Annotated in this window: 17 protein-coding genes (1 of these 17 only partly in view); 9 read left to right on the top strand and 8 right to left on the bottom strand. The window is 43.4% G+C overall.

Annotated elements, in window-relative coordinates; translation table 11 throughout:
* Positions 1–30: 30 nt before the first annotated feature.
* The 3 genes from QC759_RS12145 to QC759_RS12135 form a co-directional block, all read right to left on the bottom strand.
* Positions 31–1,044 carry a potassium channel family protein gene (locus QC759_RS12145; RefSeq protein WP_048072933.1) on the bottom strand — a complete coding sequence of 338 codons (1,014 nt, stop codon included), beginning with the start codon at positions 1,042–1,044 and terminating at the stop codon, positions 31–33.
* 29 nt (positions 1,045–1,073) lie between these two features.
* Positions 1,074–1,418: a hypothetical protein gene (locus tag QC759_RS12140; protein WP_048072934.1), complete on the bottom strand. Its 345-nt coding sequence runs from the start codon at positions 1,416–1,418 to the stop codon at positions 1,074–1,076.
* A 198-nt stretch (positions 1,419–1,616) separates the two neighbouring features.
* On the bottom strand, positions 1,617–4,349 hold the full coding sequence (locus QC759_RS12135) for a cation-translocating P-type ATPase (RefSeq protein ID WP_048072935.1): 2,733 nt from the start codon (positions 4,347–4,349) through the stop codon (positions 1,617–1,619).
* Positions 4,350–4,664: 315 nt separating this feature from the next.
* Here QC759_RS12135 and QC759_RS12130 point away from each other — a divergent pair, with 315 nt between their 5' ends.
* The 3 genes from QC759_RS12130 to QC759_RS12120 all read left to right on the top strand — a co-directional run bounded on the left by QC759_RS12130 (position 4,665) and on the right by QC759_RS12120 (position 7,396).
* The gene (locus QC759_RS12130; RefSeq protein WP_048072936.1) at positions 4,665–5,228 is read left to right on the top strand and encodes a LemA family protein; all 564 of its coding nucleotides are present in this window, start codon (positions 4,665–4,667) and stop codon (positions 5,226–5,228) included.
* A 13-nt stretch (positions 5,229–5,241) separates the two neighbouring features.
* On the top strand, positions 5,242–7,059 hold the full coding sequence (locus QC759_RS12125) for a DUF2207 domain-containing protein (protein WP_279845904.1): 1,818 nt from the start codon (positions 5,242–5,244) through the stop codon (positions 7,057–7,059).
* A 160-nt stretch (positions 7,060–7,219) separates the two neighbouring features.
* A complete protein-coding gene (locus QC759_RS12120; RefSeq protein ID WP_171824044.1) occupies positions 7,220–7,396 on the top strand; it encodes a hypothetical protein in 177 nt (58 codons plus the stop codon).
* A 55-nt stretch (positions 7,397–7,451) separates the two neighbouring features.
* On the opposite strand, the gene QC759_RS12115 is transcribed toward QC759_RS12120, so the two are convergent.
* Entirely contained in the window at positions 7,452–8,639 is a 1,188-nt protein-coding gene (locus tag QC759_RS12115; protein ID WP_048072938.1) for a redox-regulated ATPase YchF, read from the bottom strand.
* Positions 8,640–8,826: 187 nt separating this feature from the next.
* Between QC759_RS12115 and cbiE the strand changes: the two genes are divergently transcribed.
* Positions 8,827–9,450, top strand: coding sequence for a precorrin-6y C5,15-methyltransferase (decarboxylating) subunit CbiE (gene cbiE / locus QC759_RS12110; protein ID WP_048072939.1), 624 nt, complete (start codon positions 8,827–8,829; stop codon positions 9,448–9,450).
* 31 nt (positions 9,451–9,481) lie between these two features.
* Here cbiE and QC759_RS12105 read toward each other — a convergent pair whose 3' ends face one another.
* The 3 genes from QC759_RS12105 to QC759_RS12095 form a co-directional block, all read right to left on the bottom strand.
* On the bottom strand, positions 9,482–9,847 hold the full coding sequence (locus tag QC759_RS12105; RefSeq protein WP_048072940.1) for a cupin domain-containing protein: 366 nt from the start codon (positions 9,845–9,847) through the stop codon (positions 9,482–9,484).
* A gap of 85 nt (positions 9,848–9,932) precedes the next feature.
* A complete protein-coding gene (locus QC759_RS12100; protein ID WP_048072941.1) occupies positions 9,933–10,115 on the bottom strand; it encodes a hypothetical protein in 183 nt (60 codons plus the stop codon).
* 143 nt (positions 10,116–10,258) lie between these two features.
* The gene (locus tag QC759_RS12095; RefSeq protein WP_048072942.1) at positions 10,259–10,963 is read right to left on the bottom strand and encodes a DUF2238 domain-containing protein; all 705 of its coding nucleotides are present in this window, start codon (positions 10,961–10,963) and stop codon (positions 10,259–10,261) included.
* 182 nt (positions 10,964–11,145) lie between these two features.
* On the opposite strand from QC759_RS12095, the gene QC759_RS12090 reads away from it, so the two are divergent.
* Together QC759_RS12090 and QC759_RS12085 are read left to right on the top strand one after the other, a co-directional pair.
* Positions 11,146–11,733 (top strand): zinc dependent phospholipase C family protein, encoded by a 588-nt coding sequence (locus QC759_RS12090; protein WP_048072943.1) that lies wholly within the window; start codon positions 11,146–11,148, stop codon positions 11,731–11,733.
* A 335-nt stretch (positions 11,734–12,068) separates the two neighbouring features.
* Complete coding sequence (locus QC759_RS12085) at positions 12,069–12,608, top strand: TetR/AcrR family transcriptional regulator (RefSeq protein ID WP_052399918.1); 540 nt, start codon at positions 12,069–12,071, stop codon at positions 12,606–12,608.
* Positions 12,609–12,874: 266 nt separating this feature from the next.
* On the opposite strand, the gene QC759_RS12080 is transcribed toward QC759_RS12085, so the two are convergent.
* The gene (locus QC759_RS12080) at positions 12,875–13,840 is read right to left on the bottom strand and encodes a TRC40/GET3/ArsA family transport-energizing ATPase (protein WP_048072944.1); all 966 of its coding nucleotides are present in this window, start codon (positions 13,838–13,840) and stop codon (positions 12,875–12,877) included.
* Between the two features lie 321 nt (positions 13,841–14,161).
* On the opposite strand from QC759_RS12080, the gene QC759_RS12075 reads away from it, so the two are divergent.
* From QC759_RS12075 to leuS, 3 genes are all read left to right on the top strand, one after another.
* Entirely contained in the window at positions 14,162–14,971 is an 810-nt protein-coding gene (locus QC759_RS12075) for an NAD+ synthase (RefSeq protein WP_048072945.1), read from the top strand.
* Between the two features lie 67 nt (positions 14,972–15,038).
* Entirely contained in the window at positions 15,039–15,347 is a 309-nt protein-coding gene (cutA, locus tag QC759_RS12070) for a divalent-cation tolerance protein CutA (protein WP_048072946.1), read from the top strand.
* Between the two features lie 108 nt (positions 15,348–15,455).
* Positions 15,456–17,905: the 5' portion of a leucine--tRNA ligase gene (leuS, locus tag QC759_RS12065; protein WP_048072947.1), read on the top strand. The gene runs 406 nt beyond the window's last position; 2,450 of the gene's 2,856 nt are visible here — the first part of the coding sequence; its start codon is at positions 15,456–15,458; its stop codon lies beyond the right edge, outside the window.

The raw sequence follows: 17,905 nt of genomic DNA, 5'->3' as shown, positions 1-17,905 counted from the left end.
ATTCATTCTCCTTTTATTCATTCTCCTTACTCAAGTTACCTTAATATTCTCCAATTTTTCGAATTCTTCCACTTTACCAATACCCAGAACCACATCCCCGGTTTCAAGAGTGTAATCACGGGGCGGGTCAATGATCAGGTCTCCGTCACGACCCACTCCCACCACCACTACTCCGGTTCTCTCGTGAATATCAGCCTCTAACAGGGTTAAACCGTTGAACTGGCTTTCTGGACTTATTTTAACTTCCTTCATCTCCCGGCTACTGTGTTCAGCCAGAACATCCTGTACGAACATGGCCTCGTAACCATCGTCAATGCTCTTGTACATAAGGCGCCCGGATATTACGAATGGTGAGATCACCTGACTGGCCCCGGCCAGTTTAATCTGTTCAATATTTTCATAGCGCTGGGCTTCAGCCACCACCCTCACCTTCTTATCCACTTTGCGGATGCTCAAAATGCAGTGGATAGTCTTTGAATCCGATTCCATGTCCACGATAACGGCCTGGGCACCTTTAACGTTAGCTTTTTCCAGATCCTTGATACGGGTGGGATCACCGTGAACGAAGTTGGCCCCGTTTTTCAACGCGTTTTTACGGACCTGTTCATCTTCATCCAGTACAAATATTTCCCCACTTTTCCCTATTTCTTTAATACATTCCTCTGTACTTTCGGTCCATCCGCATATAACTATGTGTTTAGATCGTTCCACACTTATCAGCCCCATAATTCTCATTTGTTGTCTTTTGAAGATCAGGTTTACCAGGGACTCTACTGCCAGGGCAAAGGTTCCTATACCCAGAACAATCAGACTAATGGCGAAAAACATTCCCAGAGAAGTTTTGGGACTGTAATCTCCATATCCTACGGTTCCTATGGTTACAAAGGTCCAGTATAAAGACACAGTCCATGATTGTCCTTCGATGAAATGAAAGCCCAGGGTTCCGTAGGCAATTATGCAGAGAACCAGAATTAAAATCCAGGTTAACCGTTGTTTTGCTACCAGTGGTATGCTTTTTCTGAGTACCCTTAGAAGTACGAACATTTAGGTCTCCAGTTGGTTTATCAGGGTTTTCAGCGTAGGAAAAGATACCATACTATGAATCCTATGATTCCCAGGATAACTATCACTATGATTGCTATTATCCACCATGGAAAACCTCCGTTAGAGTCGTCGGTTTCGTTAGTGGCTGTGGTATCATCGTCATCCCCATCCTTCACCTTGGTCTTACTGGAAGAACTGGAACTACTGCTCTTACTGCCGCTGCTGCTACTTTTCAATAGTGGTGCCAGGCTGGCCACATTTTGTGAGCTTATCTGGGAATTGGATTCTCCAACGGAATCTTCATTGGCCCAAACAACTGGAAATGACATAAAAACAAATACTAAAATTGATATAAGAATAATTCGCCCTTTCATTATTTTCTCCTCCCCGCAATTATTGGTATATGTTATGTGCATGGTTTAACAAAGGCCACGCTTGTATTCGATTTTTTTTATTTCTACCTAATATGGTTTATCATAGAACATTACTATACTGCATGTGCAAATTGAAAGGTTAACCAATATAATTAGTTTTTATTAATGTAAGTGCCTTTAATTCAGGTTATAATAAATTTAAACCCTTTTTCTAACTATATACTTGCGTAGTTCGTCCGCCAGGAACATTACCGGTACAAAGGTAAGTAAGTAAATCCATTCGGTCAATCCCAGGGCGGTTGTTCCAAATAATTCCTGAAGTGGAGGAATATAAATAATAGCCAGGAGAATTGCCACTGAAAAGGCTATTCCCCTTAGAATCCACCGGTTTTTGAAGATTCCAACTTCCAGTACCGAAGTCCGGTTGGTCTGGCAGGCCAGGAGGTTTCCCATCTGGGCCAGAACTATTCCGGCAAAGACCATGCTGGTGGCTTTAAGGTAAACTGGGTCAGTGAATGAGAGTTGTTGGCCCCAGGCCCAGCCACTGCTCAGCAGAACCCAGAAAAATCCAGACATCACCAGGGCAGCCTCAATCACCCCCAGAAAAACATAACCTCTGAATATGACTCCCAGGTTCAGTAGACGTTCGCTGCGGGGTCGTGGTGGCCGATCCATGACATCGGACTCAGAAGGACCCACACCCAGAGCTAGGGCAGGCACAGTGTCTGTTCCCAGGTCGATGGCTAGGATCTGCATGACGGTAATTGGTAAAGGAATCCTGAAGAGGACCATCATAACGAAGGGAGCTATCTCCGCTGTTTCGTGGGAGAAAATATAGGTGATGAATTTGCGGATATTTTCATAGATGGTACGGCCCTCCTTAATGGCCTCCACAATGGTGGCGAAATTATCATCGGTGAGTATCATATCCGCAGCTTCCTTGGCCACATCAGTACCAGTAATCCCCATGGCCACCCCTATATCTGCCTTGCGAAGGGCCGGAGCATCATTCACCCCATCACCAGTCATGGCCACAATTTCATCCATTCCCTCCAGTATACTGGCTATGCGCATTTTATGCTCGGGTACTGCCCGGGCAAAGATCACGTTACAATCCCCCTGCAGAATTTCCTGGACTTCATCATCACTCATCTGGTCCAATTCTTTCCCCTTGACAATACGGCAGGCCTGACTTACAATTCCCACTTCTTGGGCAATGGCCTGGGCAGTTAAACCATAATCCCCGGTGATCATGATGATACTGATGCCTGCTTTATGACAATCCTCGACCGCGGGTTTAACTTCAGGACGGGGTGGATCCTGCATGGCCATCATACCCAGAAATACCAGCTCCTGTTCAACACTACCAGTCTGGTAATCATCAAAACCAGGTGGAAGGTCACGGTAAGCCATGGCCAGAATACGCAGCCCAGAAGCAGCCAGCTTATCGTGTATTTTAAATACTTTCTCCTTTTCCCGGTCAGTGAAGGGCCTTACCGTACCATCATCAGAGATCAGGGGTGAAAGTTTGATTATTTTTTTAGGGGCTCCCTTAACATAGGCCACCTGTTTACCTTCCTCCTGGTGGATACTGGTCATGGATTTCCGTTGAGAATCGAAGGGTAGCTCCAGTATTCTTGGTTTCTCTTTCATCTCCTCTTCCCAGTTAAAACCACTTTTACGGGCAGCTACCAGCAGGGAAGCTTCCGTGGGATCACCAATGATCTTCCATTTTCCTCCCTCCTGCTCTGGTTCCACCAGTCTGGAATCATTGCAGAAGGTGGCCGATCGCATGAGAAGTTTGAGTTCCCGGATTTCATCATGGTTTATCGGATTTTCGTGGTGTAAAAACTCCCCTTCCGGGGAATATCCAGCCCCTGTAACCTCGATTATCTGGCAGGGTAACCAGATCTTACGCACTGTCATCTCATTCTTGGTCAACGTCCCGGTTTTATCAGTACAGATGATATTGGTGGATCCCAGGGTTTCCACACTGGATAAACGTTTTATAAGGGCATTTTTGCGAACCATCTTTTGCACCGAGGCCGCCAGGGCCAGGGTGACTGTGGGGAGCAATCCTTCTGGAACATTGGCCACGGTCAGGCCAATGGCAAATATGAAGGCCACGGAAAGGGGGAGTTTAACCACCCACAGATTCACGGCAAAGAGAATAACTCCCAGCAATATGGCCACGGAAGCTATGATGCGGGTTACTCTGGCCAGTTCCTTCTGCAAGGGGCTGGCTTCCGGGTTGAACTCCTGGGTTAAACTGGCTATCTGGTTGAACTCGGTATCTCGGCCAGTAGCAAATAGCACCGCCTTTCCCGAGCCAGAAACCACACTGGTTCCGGCAAATACCAGATTACCCATCTCCACAAAGGCATGATCGCCGGCCCTGGTTTCGTGGGAGAATTTCCGTACTGGTTTGGATTCACCGGTTAAGGTGGAAATATCCACCTTCATCTGGTTGGCCTCCACCAGACGAGCATCGGCCGAGATGTTATCTCCCTCCTCCAGCACCAGCAGATCACCGGGAACCAGCTGGGCAGATAATATCTCCTTTTTCTCATTATCCCGGATCACCTTGGCTGTGGATGGGAGTATATTCTTAAGGGCTTCCAGTGCCTGTTCAGCCTTGTATTCCTGCCAGAAACTAAAAACAGCATTGATGATAATGACGGCGATAATGGCCAACCCCAACTGGGGAGTACCACTTAAAAAAGCCAGCCCACTGGCAGCCCATAACAACAGAGCCAGAAGCTGATAAAGATTGGCTAAAAACTTAAAAATAACCGGTTTTTTCTTAATTTCCTCAATCTGATTGGGCCCATATTTTTCAAGCCTCTTTTGGGCCTCATCAGTAGATAATCCATTCTTATAAGAGTTTAATTCTCCAAATACATCTTCAGGAGGGAGTTCATTGATTGTCATTTTTACACTTGAAACTTACCTCTCTGTCTGGTAACATTTCTAGTACGGTGTATCATTATGTCACTGGAGTGATATAAAATTTGAGCATTTTTAAGGGGTTAAAAGAATATAAATCCCAATCAAAAGGTCAAATAACTTTTTAAAAAGAATTTAATAGAGCCTAATAACATATTTTGTTAAAAAAGTAGAATGGGTATGATTTACTGGGACTGGTGAAACCATCCGAGTTCTATTTTTCCCTTACTCCTCACATCGGTGTTTTACCAAAATTATATTAAGGACAATTACACACGAGTTAAGAACAACTGAAGCTACATGGTGAATGAAATGATAATCGAACTAATAATTTTAGTTATAATAATTTTAATAGTGGTAGTGTTTGTATACCTTTACAACAGCTTGGTTAAACTTAGAAACCGGGTTAAAAATGCCTGGTCTCAGATCGATGTCCAACTGAACCGGAGGGCAGACCTCATTCCCAACCTGGTGGAAACAGTTAAAGGATATGCTAAACACGAGAAAACCGTATTCGAAAACGTAACTGCGGCCCGGGCTGGATTGATGAATGCTAAAACAGTCCAGGAAACAGCAGAGGCCAACAATGTATTAACTGAAACTCTGAAAAGCCTCTTTGCTGTGGCTGAGAACTATCCTGATCTAAAGGCCAGTGAAAACTTCCGGGAGCTCCAAGGTCAGCTGGAGGAAACTGAAAACAAGATAGCCTATTCCCGGCAGTTTTACAACGACACCGTCCTGATGTACAACAACAAATGCCAGATGGTGCCCAGTAACATCATTGCCTCTCTCTTCAACTTCCAGGAAGAAGAGTTCTTTGAAATCGAAGAGACCAAAAGGGAAGTCCCTAAAGTAGAATTCTAAAATTGGGGAGGAATTGCCATTGGATAAAAAGAACTTCATTATCCGGACAGTCCTTATATCCCTTATTTTAATTTCCTTTTCAGGATTGGCCTTTGCCGAAGATCGGAGTTATTCCATACCTTCCCTGGACATGGACCTCTTCCTGCAGAACGAGGGTTCCATCCATGTTAAGGAAACCATCCATTACTCATTTTCAGGAACCTACAATGGAGTGTACCGGGATATACCCTTAAAAAATGGACAAATTCTACAGAATTTGAAAGTTTCCACGAATGGTGCTTATTCCAGTCCGGAAATCATTGATCAGGGCACCAGCAAACGGATCAAAATATATCTCTACTCTGATGCGGCAAAAACTACTCCCATTACCAGTAAAGATGTGGATGTCACCCTGGAATATGATTTATCCCATGTGCTCCGTTTTTACAATGATATAGTTGAATTACAGTATAAGCTGGTGGGAGAAAACTGGGACGTGGATATAGGTCAGCTTAATGCCAGAATTCATGCCCCTTCCAGTGATGGTGTGAAATACTGGCTAAATCCACCCTACTATGCCAAAAATTCCAGTTGGCAGGGCAACACTCTGGAGGTAACCAGTAAGACGGTCCCTTCTGGAGATTATTTCGAAGTGAGGATGGCCCTACCCAAAGGTCAGTTCTCTTCCAATCCCACCAACGGTACCATCCTAAACCAGGATGCCCTGAACCAGATAGAACAGATACAGAATAACTACCAGAACCAGCTAAACTTCAAAGGCACTCTATACTCAATTCTAGCCCTTTTAATGTTACTGGGTATTTTCATACCTGTGATTATCTATTTCCGTTATGGAAGAGAACCAAAAATAGATTATCAGGCCGAATACGAGCGGGATATCCCTACGGATGATCCGCCGGCTCTGGTGAATGCCATATGTGGTCCGGGGTTCTCCAAAAAAATAGGAGAACCGGATATGGATGGATTTAAAGCCACCATAATGGATCTCATTGACCGGAAATATCTTTTAATAGAAAAAGAACCCTCATCCCAGGAAGGATATGGATTCGATGATTCCCTGTTCCTGAAGGTCAACCCAGGAAAGGATAAATCCACACTCAAAGGATTTGAGCAGGATGTTTTGAATTTCCTGGAAGAATTTGCGGACGAAGGCCTTATATCTCTAGATCAGATATCTGCAGATTTATCGAACCGAGAAACTGCTAAATCCTTCCGAGAAACTTATATGGACTGGAGAGCAGGTATAAAAGATGAATACCTCACTGATGACCAGTTGGGTAAGATATTCAATAAGAAGGGCGACACCTACCTGAAGATCTTCGGAATAGTGGGGATTGTAGTGGCGGGTATTGTGTTCTTCTTCACCATAACTGACCCTCTCCCTGCGGCTAGTTATGCGTTAGTAGCATCCATAGTGCTGGGACTAGTTTCCATCATTTCCCTGCTCCTGCCCCAGAAGGTAGGGGGGCAGTGGACCACCTACGGCGAAGAATACGATGCCAAATGGCACAATTTCAAGAAGTATATCCAGGATTTCAGCCTGATAAAGGAATACCCTCCGGAGTCAGTGGCCATCTGGAACAAGTACCTGGTCTACGCCACAGCCCTGGGAGCAGCGGAGGCTGTCAAAAAGGCCATGGAACTGTACCTCCCCAGTGACCAGCTGGAAGGCAGTGACATCTACCTGTTCCATTACTACGGGGGATATGCTCTCCTCTCCTCATCCCTGGATACCGGCATCACCACGGCCACATCCGGTTCTGGTGGAGACTTCGGAGGAGTGGGTGACATAGGTGGAGGGGATATTGGAGGTGGGGGAGGAGCTTTTTAAGACCTCATCCTCCACATATTCTTTTTCAATACGGAATTTTAGTAGCCCGATGCATAAAGTTCCAGGTTAATAACGTGATCAATAGGAGTATTGGAGCTTCTGAGAATTATAGGGAATAAAAATGAATTTCAGGTTATATAATTAAAAAAGAGGGGACAGCATGGTAAAACTCAAGGGTTTTGAAAATATTGAATTAGAAAAAGAAGAAATGATGAATATTGGAAGTATAGCCAGAATTAACCAAGTTATATCTATACTGGAGGGGTTAGAACCTACTAAGGAAATAACAGAGTGTATTGGATTACTGGAAGAAGTAAAAAAAATAGAAGGGTGGTAGTAAACTATAACCGAATTCAAGTCCACGGGGGATACAACACTTTATTATGTCATTTCTAGCGTGTAATTATACTAATTATATCCCCATCCTGGAGTTCATGGTCACTGGACACCCTACGGCAGCTCCGGGCGTCAATGGCGTGCATGAAACCCTCACCAATATCGGTGTGAATTAGGAATGCCATATCCCTTGGTTTAGAACCACGAGGTATGAGCAGTGCATCAGGTAGTACGTTTCCATTCTGATCAGAGAGTTTGTGTTCATCTTCTACCGGGTAAACCACGATCATATCCAGAAGGTTGAAAATGGCCTGGTTAAGGGCTTCCTGGACTCCAGTGCCCCCGTATTTCTGGAGAACATTTTCCCGAATGTACTCCAGGGCCTTTAACTGCTGCGGACTCAGCTTATCTGCCTGCAATATTTCAAAGTCATCTTCTCCCGAGGTGTATTTGATTAATCCTGCTTCTGCCGCTCTGCTCAGGGCCAGTTCTGCCTCGGCTGATGCGGGCACCACGTTATCATATTTTTCTTTAAGTCTCTGGATGTTCTCCTCGGCGTGGGGAAGATCGGCCTTGTTGGCCACGATCATCATGGGTTTGGCGATTTTAAGGAGATTGTCCAGGAGAAGGATCATATCTTCATCTTCCCAGTCCTTATACTCCTTAGTGATTGCCCTTTTAGCTTCCAGCACATCTTCCGCCATGATACCGGCACCACTGAGCTGTTCAGCTATTACTTTGGCAATGTCCAGTTTCTCTGACAGGGCCTTTCTCACCAGGCGGTTCCAGTTTTTATGGAGTATTCCAAAGAGCCACATGGTTATCTCGTGCTGCAGGAAATCCACATCCTCCATGGGGTCATGGTTACCTGCCTCACAGGGCCGGCCCTCTTCATCAGTGGATCCCGAGGCATCAATGACATGGATGAACACTCTGGCCTGGCGCAGGTCATCCAGAAATTTGTTACCCAATCCCCGGCCTTCATGGGCTCCGGGTACCAGTCCGGCCACATCTAACAACTCCACTGGTATTAGGCGCTGGCCTTCTAGGCACTGGGAGTTTCTTGGGTTACATTCCACCTCCAGTTCCTGGCAGGGACATGGTTTAACCACGTGGGTCACTGCTTTGTTGACATCGATGGTGGTAAATGGGTAACTGGCTACTTCGGCCTCTGATAAGGTGGCTGCGTTGAAAAAAGATGATTTGCCCACGTTGGGCTTTCCGGTAACTGCAATCTGGAGCATAATAATCACTACTAGTCTCTTTTACCTCACCAGTTTAAAGATTTATGGGGAGAACTTTAAGGGTACATCACAAAATTTATTGACATCAAAAACTCATGCCAAATATCATATTCTATTTATAATCAGGATTAAACATAAATTGTACATTATATTAGCGGTTTATGTTTAATGTTAAGGAGCAATTCACATGTCAAAACTTTATTTGGTGGGAATAGGGCCAGGATCCAGTGATTACTTAACCAAGGCAGCCATAGAATGCGCAAACTCTGTTGATGTGCTGGTGGGGAGTCAAAGGGCCCTGGATTTGTTCCCGGGATTTGCAGGGGAAACACTGGTACTCCGGGCACGGAATATGGATGAAATGATGAAAAAATCAATTTCCCTGGTGGATGAAGGTAGAAACGTAGCCATCCTTTCCACCGGAGACCCGGGATTCTCGGGAGTTCTAAAACCCATACTGAAACTACGGGAAGACCTGGATCTGGAGGTAATTCCCGGTATCAGTTCGCTGCAACTGGCCGCGGCCCGGCTCCAGTTACCATGGGATGAGATAAACCTGCTCACCCTCCACGGTAAGGGAAACTCACAGGTAATATTGGATTATGTGGATAATGGAAAGCCAACCATGGTTTTACCTGATTTTAGGGTGGAGAAACTGGCACAGTTTTTAATTGATGAAGGAACAAACCCTGAAAGGAAGGTTTCAGTGTGTGAACGTCTCAGTTATCCTGATGAAAGAATAGTTACTGGAAATCTAAGAGAAATAGCATATATGGAGTTCAGTTACCTCTGCGTGATGGTGGTTTACTAGGTTTTTCCACTCGTTCACAAGAGCTTTCCAGTTAATCACATATTTCTTCGTCATTTTCCTGCCAGGGTGGAGTTACCACGCACAGAAACTTCAAAGGATCATCACCGTGGTTCTCAATCCACTGAGACGATCCTGGAGGGATGTAAATAGCGTCACCCGGTTTAACTAAGGCGGATTCACTATCAATGTGCATTTCGCCTTCCCCCTCCAGCATATAATAAATTTCCACCGATTTATTCAGTTTGTGGGGTAAGGAGGCTTTACCTGGTTCTATGATGGCATGGGCAATGCTGCAACCCATTTCAATATTTTGATTTTTAGGATGCAGAAGCTCACACAGCACGGTTTTATCCACTACCTGGGTGTAATTACATTTATTAAGGGATTTTATTAACATTTACATCACCATAACTTACTATTTTTAGTTAGATTTCATTTTGAGGATATCACTTATTTTATACCAATTACCAGTAATTCAGGTTCTATCTGGATATCATTTCCCATACTTCCAGGGCAACCAGTGAACCAGCAATCCAGGAAAAAATTTTAATGGGTCCTGTGGGTGAAGTTTCACCCATAAGATCGGCTATCAATCGGAATGTCAGTACGATAACCAGGAACACCACTAGAGCCACTAAAAAGTTTCGAATTTCTTTGTAATTCATTTTATCTAACTCGGCTTTATCCTGTAATATTCCACTAAGTTATTCAGTACTTTTCCACGATTTTCTCCTATTTTCCACTAATCTACTCCATTCCTGGCTATTCTTTTTTTCGGGTAATTCTCGTGAATAAACACTATAGCTTTCTATGGTTCATCTTTTTCCGAGGCAAGGGCTTCCAATTCATCTATAACTTCCAATTCTTTGCCTTTCATTTCTTCTCTTTTTATCAGGATAATTCCCATTGCCGCCCCCAGTATACCTCCCAGGGTGTCTACGTACAAGTCTTCCATGGTATCTACCAGCGGTGAAGCAATCATGGACCCCTGTGTAAGTCCAGTGGGTAAATATGGGCCAATTAATGGGTAAAGAATTTGATCGTAGAAGTATTCAGCCATTTCCAGACCAGCCCCCAGTCCCATAGTTATTAAAACAATTAAGGAGAACATCACTCCGGTGCTGGCCTGGAGCTTTCCCAGGGCGTAGAAGGTGTAAATAATCATCATGCCCACAATTCCCACAATGAAGGAGACTAATAAATGCATGAACTTATCATAGTAAGGTATTAAGCTGTAGAAATTATATGCATCCGCCACAATCAGCTCAAAAAATATTACAATTAGAAACAGTATCTCGATATCAACAGGAACGACACAAACCCGGTTTTTAGTAAAAAACCGGGGAATTAGCAGGATGGTAAGGGCTGCCAGTGCTAGAAACCCGAAGAAAACCTCACCAAAAAGAACCTGGTACAGTGCATTGATGAGGATAATTACACGTAAAAAACCTCTAATATATCTTTTCCAGGTGGGGATGTGATTTTGATGTACTGGACAAGATTTTCCATGCATTTTAGTTCCACCGGTGACGGCGATTTGATTAATTTGTTTTATTACATTTAATAGGGGATAGGGTACTATATTAAGTAACCAGATCCACACACATATTTAAATATGGGTACTTACTACACATCACTTTAGCCCTTTTCTTGGGAGTTTAATCTATCACCATAATCATCGGTGTCCGAGGAACTATGAATAAAAACCTGATAATGTTAATTCTCACTTCTTTAACATTTTTAGCAGTACTCCAACCAGTGTCTGCTTGGGGAGCACCCAACCATTATGCTATAGTTGAAGAAGTTTATAACACCCTTCCCGCAGATGCACAGAAGAATTTAGACCTGGATAAAATGCTTGACGGGGCGGATGACCCTGATTACAAGTTCATGGACTATGAGTATCATCATTACCCTGATAGTCAGGAAAAAATAAATTATTGGCTTGGAAAAGGCAGGGAGTATTATCTAAATGAGGATTACAATCAGGCCAGCTACTGTTTTGGGGTGGCAACCCATTACATTTCTGATAGTGTGTGCCCGCCCCACTCGGGAGGGGGACACTCCGGTTACCAGCACACCAAATTGGAGTTACAGGCCATATTTTTAACACCCCACCTCACAAAAACCGGTGATGTGAATGGTGAATTGGCAGTGTGCAGTCAGATGAGTGGGAATTCATGGGAGGACTGGTTAAAAACTGGTGATAATGAAGATATACAGCAATGCTTGAATAAAGCCGCTGATTTATCTTATCTGGCAGTGAATAATGCTGTTTCATGATGATGATTAATTAAACTCTTTAATAAATTTCCCAATTAATTTATAAGACTAATAACTTTGATTCCAGCCATATATAAACATGGTTAAAATTGATTTTTGGGAAATTATTTTTAAAGGTATAAGTTAATAGTTACCTAAAAAGAACATTTAAAAACTGGATAGGGTTAGTTAAAAGTCCAGAAATTCCTATAATTATTAGTTAAAATCTTTTTAAGGGATGTTTATCATCTAAAAGATGGATGTGTTGAAATAGCATGCTCTTCAACTAAAAAAACACTTCTGTCAAGATGGAAATGCCCTAGAAGTTTAGATGAATTTGATGGTTGCATGTGAACATGGTTAGTAAAACAGAACAGAAATTTTTAGATGCCGCTCTGGAAATATTTGCTGAAAAAGGTTATAAAGGTGCTACAACTAGGCTTATAGCACAGAAAGCAGGTTTCAGTGAATTAACGTTATTTAGAAAGTTTAAAACAAAAGAAAATCTTTTTAACAGTGTTTTAATCCATAATATTGAAAAAGTTAAAGCCGACATGACTAAAGCCCTGGAAGCCAATATATCTACCGATGAAGAGGTATTTTTAACCACTTTAATTACAGATATGGCGGGGATTGCCGAAAAAAACTATGAATTCATACTGTTATCCAGTACCCAGAAAGATGACCCCATGCGGGAAGTATTTGTGGAATACCTGAGTAAATGTATGGAAAAACACCTCCCGGGAAGGGATATTAGCTACCGGGCATTCGGGCTCTCCATATATTCCTACACCTTCATGATCACCCAGACCAAACATTATGAACAGGGCTGGTTTAACTATGAACGGGCTCTCTCCGGGTTCATTCAGAATGCCTTTAAAATTTTTTCACTCTAGAGTCGAATATAACTCTAGAGTCCTAAATTACTTTTAAATAAGAAAGAATATCCATTTTTATATCCCTTTTTAATAGGAATATCCTATATTAAATAAAGTGTCCACTTTAATAAAGCATCAAACTCTTTTTCGACACATTTATTACTTAAAATAAGTTTTAACTGATTTTTCAATTCAAAGTTCATTGGTAGAACATAAATTTAAGAATAGTGGACTTAATGGGGAAAAAGAGTATGTTTTTAAAAATAAAAGATTTAGGAAGCTTTTTAAGACTCCCCGTATAAAATTTTACCTACTTCACGCAGTTTATCCGTACCCTTGATTTCCTCACGGAACAGGGGTATCTCCGCCACCACCTGATTACCAAATTTCTGGCGGATACTTTCCATCCTTTTTTGCTGAATCTGACGTCGTGCACGGCAGAAATCACAGTCTGCTTCTTCTGGCTGGATCTGGTTAACAATAACGGCATCAGTGTTCATGTTATTCTTTTCCAGTGCTTCCATGGCTCTTTCAGATTCGTAGATGGACATTTCCTCCGGAATAACCACCATCTTAAAGGATGTTCGTTCCGGATCGGCCATAACTTCCCTGGCAGCGCGTATCTGTTTTTTAGTTGCTTCCATATCTTCCAGGGCTTTGTCCTCTTCTTCTTCATCTCCCATGAAGGGCATGATGTTCTTGAAGGCCTTGGCCATGCTTCCGATCTGTCTCCTAACCTTGATCATCTTCCCTACCCAGCTATCCATCATTTCCGGGAAAGAGAGAAGTCTCAGGGTGTGACCGGTTGGTGCGGTGTCAAAAACCACCACATCATACTCATCGGTGGTCATGTACTGTAGGAACTTGTCAAAGGCCGCTGCTTCGTCAATTCCGGGGGACATGGTGGCCATTTCCATCTGGTCCTCCATCATTCCCATATCCATACCAGGGTTAAGGGCCTGTTGTTCCTTCATTTTGACCTGATAGTCCTGCATGGCTACTTCGGGATCAATTTCAGCTGCCCACAGATTTTCACCGATGGGGATGGGGTCATGTTCCAAGTGTCTTTCTAAAGAGTCAGAAAGGGAGTGTGCAGGATCTGTTGAGATTACCAGGGTTTTTTTACCTTGATCAGCCAACCATAAAGCGGTTGAGGCGGACACGGTAGTTTTACCCACTCCTCCTTTCCCTCCGATAAATACGAATGTTGTTTTTCCTTTATTAAAATGGAAAAGGTCTTTAATTGCCATTATACTTGCCTCCATTATTTATTCTAGGATCGCAAAAAGCCTAAAATAAACTTAAATATTTAAATCTCCATCTTTCCAAGTTAAATGTTTCTATGAGATTATCTTACTTAAACCATGGGGTTATATAAAAATTGTGTAAAATCCATATGTAAGAAAGACCCATATAAAATAACAGAATAATTTAAAAACCAGTTAAAGGTCAGAAAAGGGACAAAATCCCATTTTAAAGCTTAAACATGATTTTAGTTGTGTTGGTTGCCGTTGATATGGTATTAACTCGTTAATAAGGTTTATCAATAAATAAATTATGCGGTGTATGACATGGACAAAAATAAGGAGATCTTACCAGTTTTGGATGTGGAAAAAGTATCCCGGGAGATATCGGGTTTCATAGAAAGTTCTTTGATAGAATCTAAGGTGCAAGGACTGGTTGTAGGTCTTAGTGGCGGGTTAGATTCATCGGCCACAGTTAAACTATGTGCACAAGTGGTGAATGCTGATAAAATACTGGGATTGATCCTGCCCAGTCAGACCACCAATCAGGAAGATGTGGATGATGCCGTGGCTCTGGCCGAGGAAATTGGCATAAAACACAGGGTAATTCCCATAGATCCTCTTATGGAGCCTGTGGAAAATATTTGCCGTTCTTCTCCGGACACAGAGCAATACCAACTTGCTGGGGCAAATCTTAAGGCACGAATGAGGATGTTAATTCTTTATTACCATGCCAATGCCCTGAACCGGCTGGTTGTTGGTACTGGTAATCGCACCGAACTTTTAGTGGGTTATTTCACCAAGTATGGTGATGGTGGGGTGGACATTCTCCCCATCGGCGGCCTGTACAAAACTGATGTTCAGAAAGTTGCTGAATATCTGGGCCTCAGCGGCAGTATCTTACACAAGGCCCCTACTGCTGGTTTATGGCCCGGGCAGACTGATGAAGAAGAATTAGGGATTAAATATGACCTTCTAGACCAGATTCTGTACTTGATGACTGAGCAGGGCATGGGAGAGGAAGAAGTAGCTCAAAAACTTCAGATAAAACTGGACGAAGTGGTTAGGGTTAATTCCATGATGCGTGCTGCTGAACACAAATCAAAAATGCCTCCCATACCTAAAATAATCCGATAATGTTCTTGTTTTACCAGAATGAGAATTTAAGATTTAAAAACGAGGAGATAAATCAAGAGATGTAAAAATGTATTCTATGGTTTATATCACTACTTCTGGAGAGGAAGAATCTAAAAAAATAGCCAGAGTCCTGTTAGAAGAGAAACTAGTGGCCTGTGCTAATATAATATCTAATATGGGATCTATTTACTGGTGGGAGGGAAAACTGGAGGAGGATGTTGAATCTATCCTTCTGGTGAAGACCCGATCCCATTTGGTGGATAAAGTTATAGATAAGGTTAGAGAAATCCACAGCTACCAGACACCATGTGCCCTGGAGATCCAGATCAAGAAAGGATCACCGGACTATCTGGACTGGTTAGATAACTCCCTGTAGAAGTAATGAGCTTACTTATTGGATCTAGTAATTATTTGAATAAAAATTAGTGTTAACCATCATAAATTTACTTTTACCAGATTAAAATTTATTCATGGCGGTGATTTAGTGACAGACATAAAAATTGAGGATAAATGGCAGAAAAAATGGCAGAAATCAAAATTATTCCAATCCAACCCTGATAACCGGGAAAAAATTTTCCTGACTGTGGCTTACCCCTACCCCAGCGGAGCAATGCATGTGGGCCACGGCCGTACATACACAGTTCCTGATGTTTACGCACGTTTTAAGAGGATGCAAGGATACAACGTACTATTTCCCATGGCCTGGCATGTAACTGGAGCTCCAGTCATCGGCATAGCCAAGCGTATCAAAAGAAGAGATCCCTGGACCCTGGATATATATCAAAACGTCCATAAAGTACCTGAAGAAGCGCTTAACAAATTTACAGACCCTCATTATATTGTTAAATACTTCAGTGAAGAGTACCATGATGTAATGACTCATATGGGTTATTCCATCGACTGGAGACGTGAATTCACCACCATCGATCCCCACTACCAGAAATTCATAACCTGGCAGTTCGCCAAACTCAACCAAAAGGGGCTGGTACGAAGAGGTGCCCACCCGGTAAAGTACTGTCCCGATGATGAAAATCCCGTAGGGGACCACGACTTATTGGAAGGAGAAGGAGTAGCCATTAACGAATTAACCCTCATCAAGTTTAAAATGGGGGAAACATATTTGGTAGCGGCCACTTTCCGTCCAGAAACTCTCTTCGGAGCTACTAATCTATGGTTGAACCCGGATGAGGAGTATGTTAAGATTAAAAATGATGGTGAGGAATGGATCGTAAGTAAAAAAGCCTACGATAACCTTTTAAACCAGAAAACCGGTTTAGAGATGGTAGGGGAAGTGGATGCTCCAGGATTAATAGGGCAACATGTGGAAAACCCGGTAACTGGTGAAAAACATATTATATTGCCGGCTTCCTTCGTTGATCCGGCTTATGCTACGGGCGTGGTTTATTCAGTGCCGGCACACGCACCAGCAGATTACATTGCCTTGATAGACCTTAAAAATGATTCTGAAACCCTGGAAAAATACGGAATAAAGGAAGAAGTGGAAAATATACAACCAATAGGACTCATAACCCTTAAGGGATTTGGCCAGCACCCGGCTGTGGAGATGATTGAGCAAATGGGGGTTAAAAGCCAGCAGGACCCTAAACTCAAGGAAGCCACCAATGAAATGTACAAACTGGAGCACGCCAAGGGAGTTATGGATGAACACGTCACTGGGTTTTCTGGTTTAAGGGTACCGGAAGCCAGGGACGCCATTAAAGAAACCCTCCTGGAAGAAGGCAAAGGGGACATAATGCACGAATTCGCAGAAAAACCGGTGATCTGCCGTTGCGGTACAGAATGTGTGGTTAAAATCCTGGACAACCAGTGGTTCCTTAAGTATTCCGATGAAGAATGGACCCAGACTGCACAGGACACCCTTTCCCACATGAAAACCATCCCTGCGGAGATAAGGCCCAACTTCGAATATTACCTCAACTGGCTCCATGACTGGGCCTGCGCCCGTAGGATAGGACTGGGAACACCCCTGCCCTGGGACCCGCAGTGGTTGATAGAACCACTCAGTGACTCCACCATTTACATGAGTTACTATGCCATAGCCACTCATCTTAAGAACATAGACCCGGAGGAACTGGATGAAGAATTTTTCGACCACATATTCCTGGATAAACCAACCACCAAAACCAACATACCTGAGGGTATGAAAGAAGAATTCAACTACTGGTACCCATTAGACTGGAGGCTATCCGCCAAGGACCTGGTGGGAAACCACCTTTCATTCCACATATTCCACCATTCAGCCATATATCCCGAGGAAAAAAGACCCAGGGGAGTGGTGGTGTTTGGAATGGGACTACTGGAGGGAAACAAAATGTCCTCCTCCAAGGGGAACATCATCCTCCTGGAAGATGCCATTAAAATCCATGGAGCGGACGTGGTAAGACTGTTCCTCATGTCCTCGGCCGAACCATGGCAGGACTTTGACTGGAGAGAAAAAGAGGTTATAGGAACCAAAAAACGTTTAGAATGGTTTTCAGGCTTCGCGGCTATGGTAGACGAACTTCACGGATCCCAGATCCAACTGTGTGACTGTACCGAGGCCCCGGCAGTGGATAAGGCCATAAATGCCTGGATGATCAGCCAGGTTAACCAGCGGGTAAGAGATGCCACCCAGGCACTGGAAGGATTCCAAACCCGTAAAGCCCTTCAAGAAGCACTGTTCCTCTTCAAAAAGGATATTGACCACTACCTGCACCGGGTGGACCTTGAACTGAAGAGTGGAGATGGTCGTGAGGAAATAATCAGTGTCCTGGCCTATGTGCTGGGAATATGGATACGATTAATGGCTCCATTCACCCCTCATGCCTGTGAAGAACTATGGGACAGGCACGGGGGAGAAGGATTTGTATCCGAAGCACCATGGCCTGAATTCAATCCGGATTTAATCAATGAGAAGGTGCACAAGGGGGAAGA

The sequence above is a fragment of the Methanobacterium formicicum genome, from assembly GCF_029848115.1.
In the GTDB taxonomy this organism is placed as follows: Archaea; Methanobacteriota; Methanobacteria; order Methanobacteriales; family Methanobacteriaceae; genus Methanobacterium; species Methanobacterium formicicum.
This window is presented reverse-complemented; position numbering and strand designations above follow the sequence as displayed.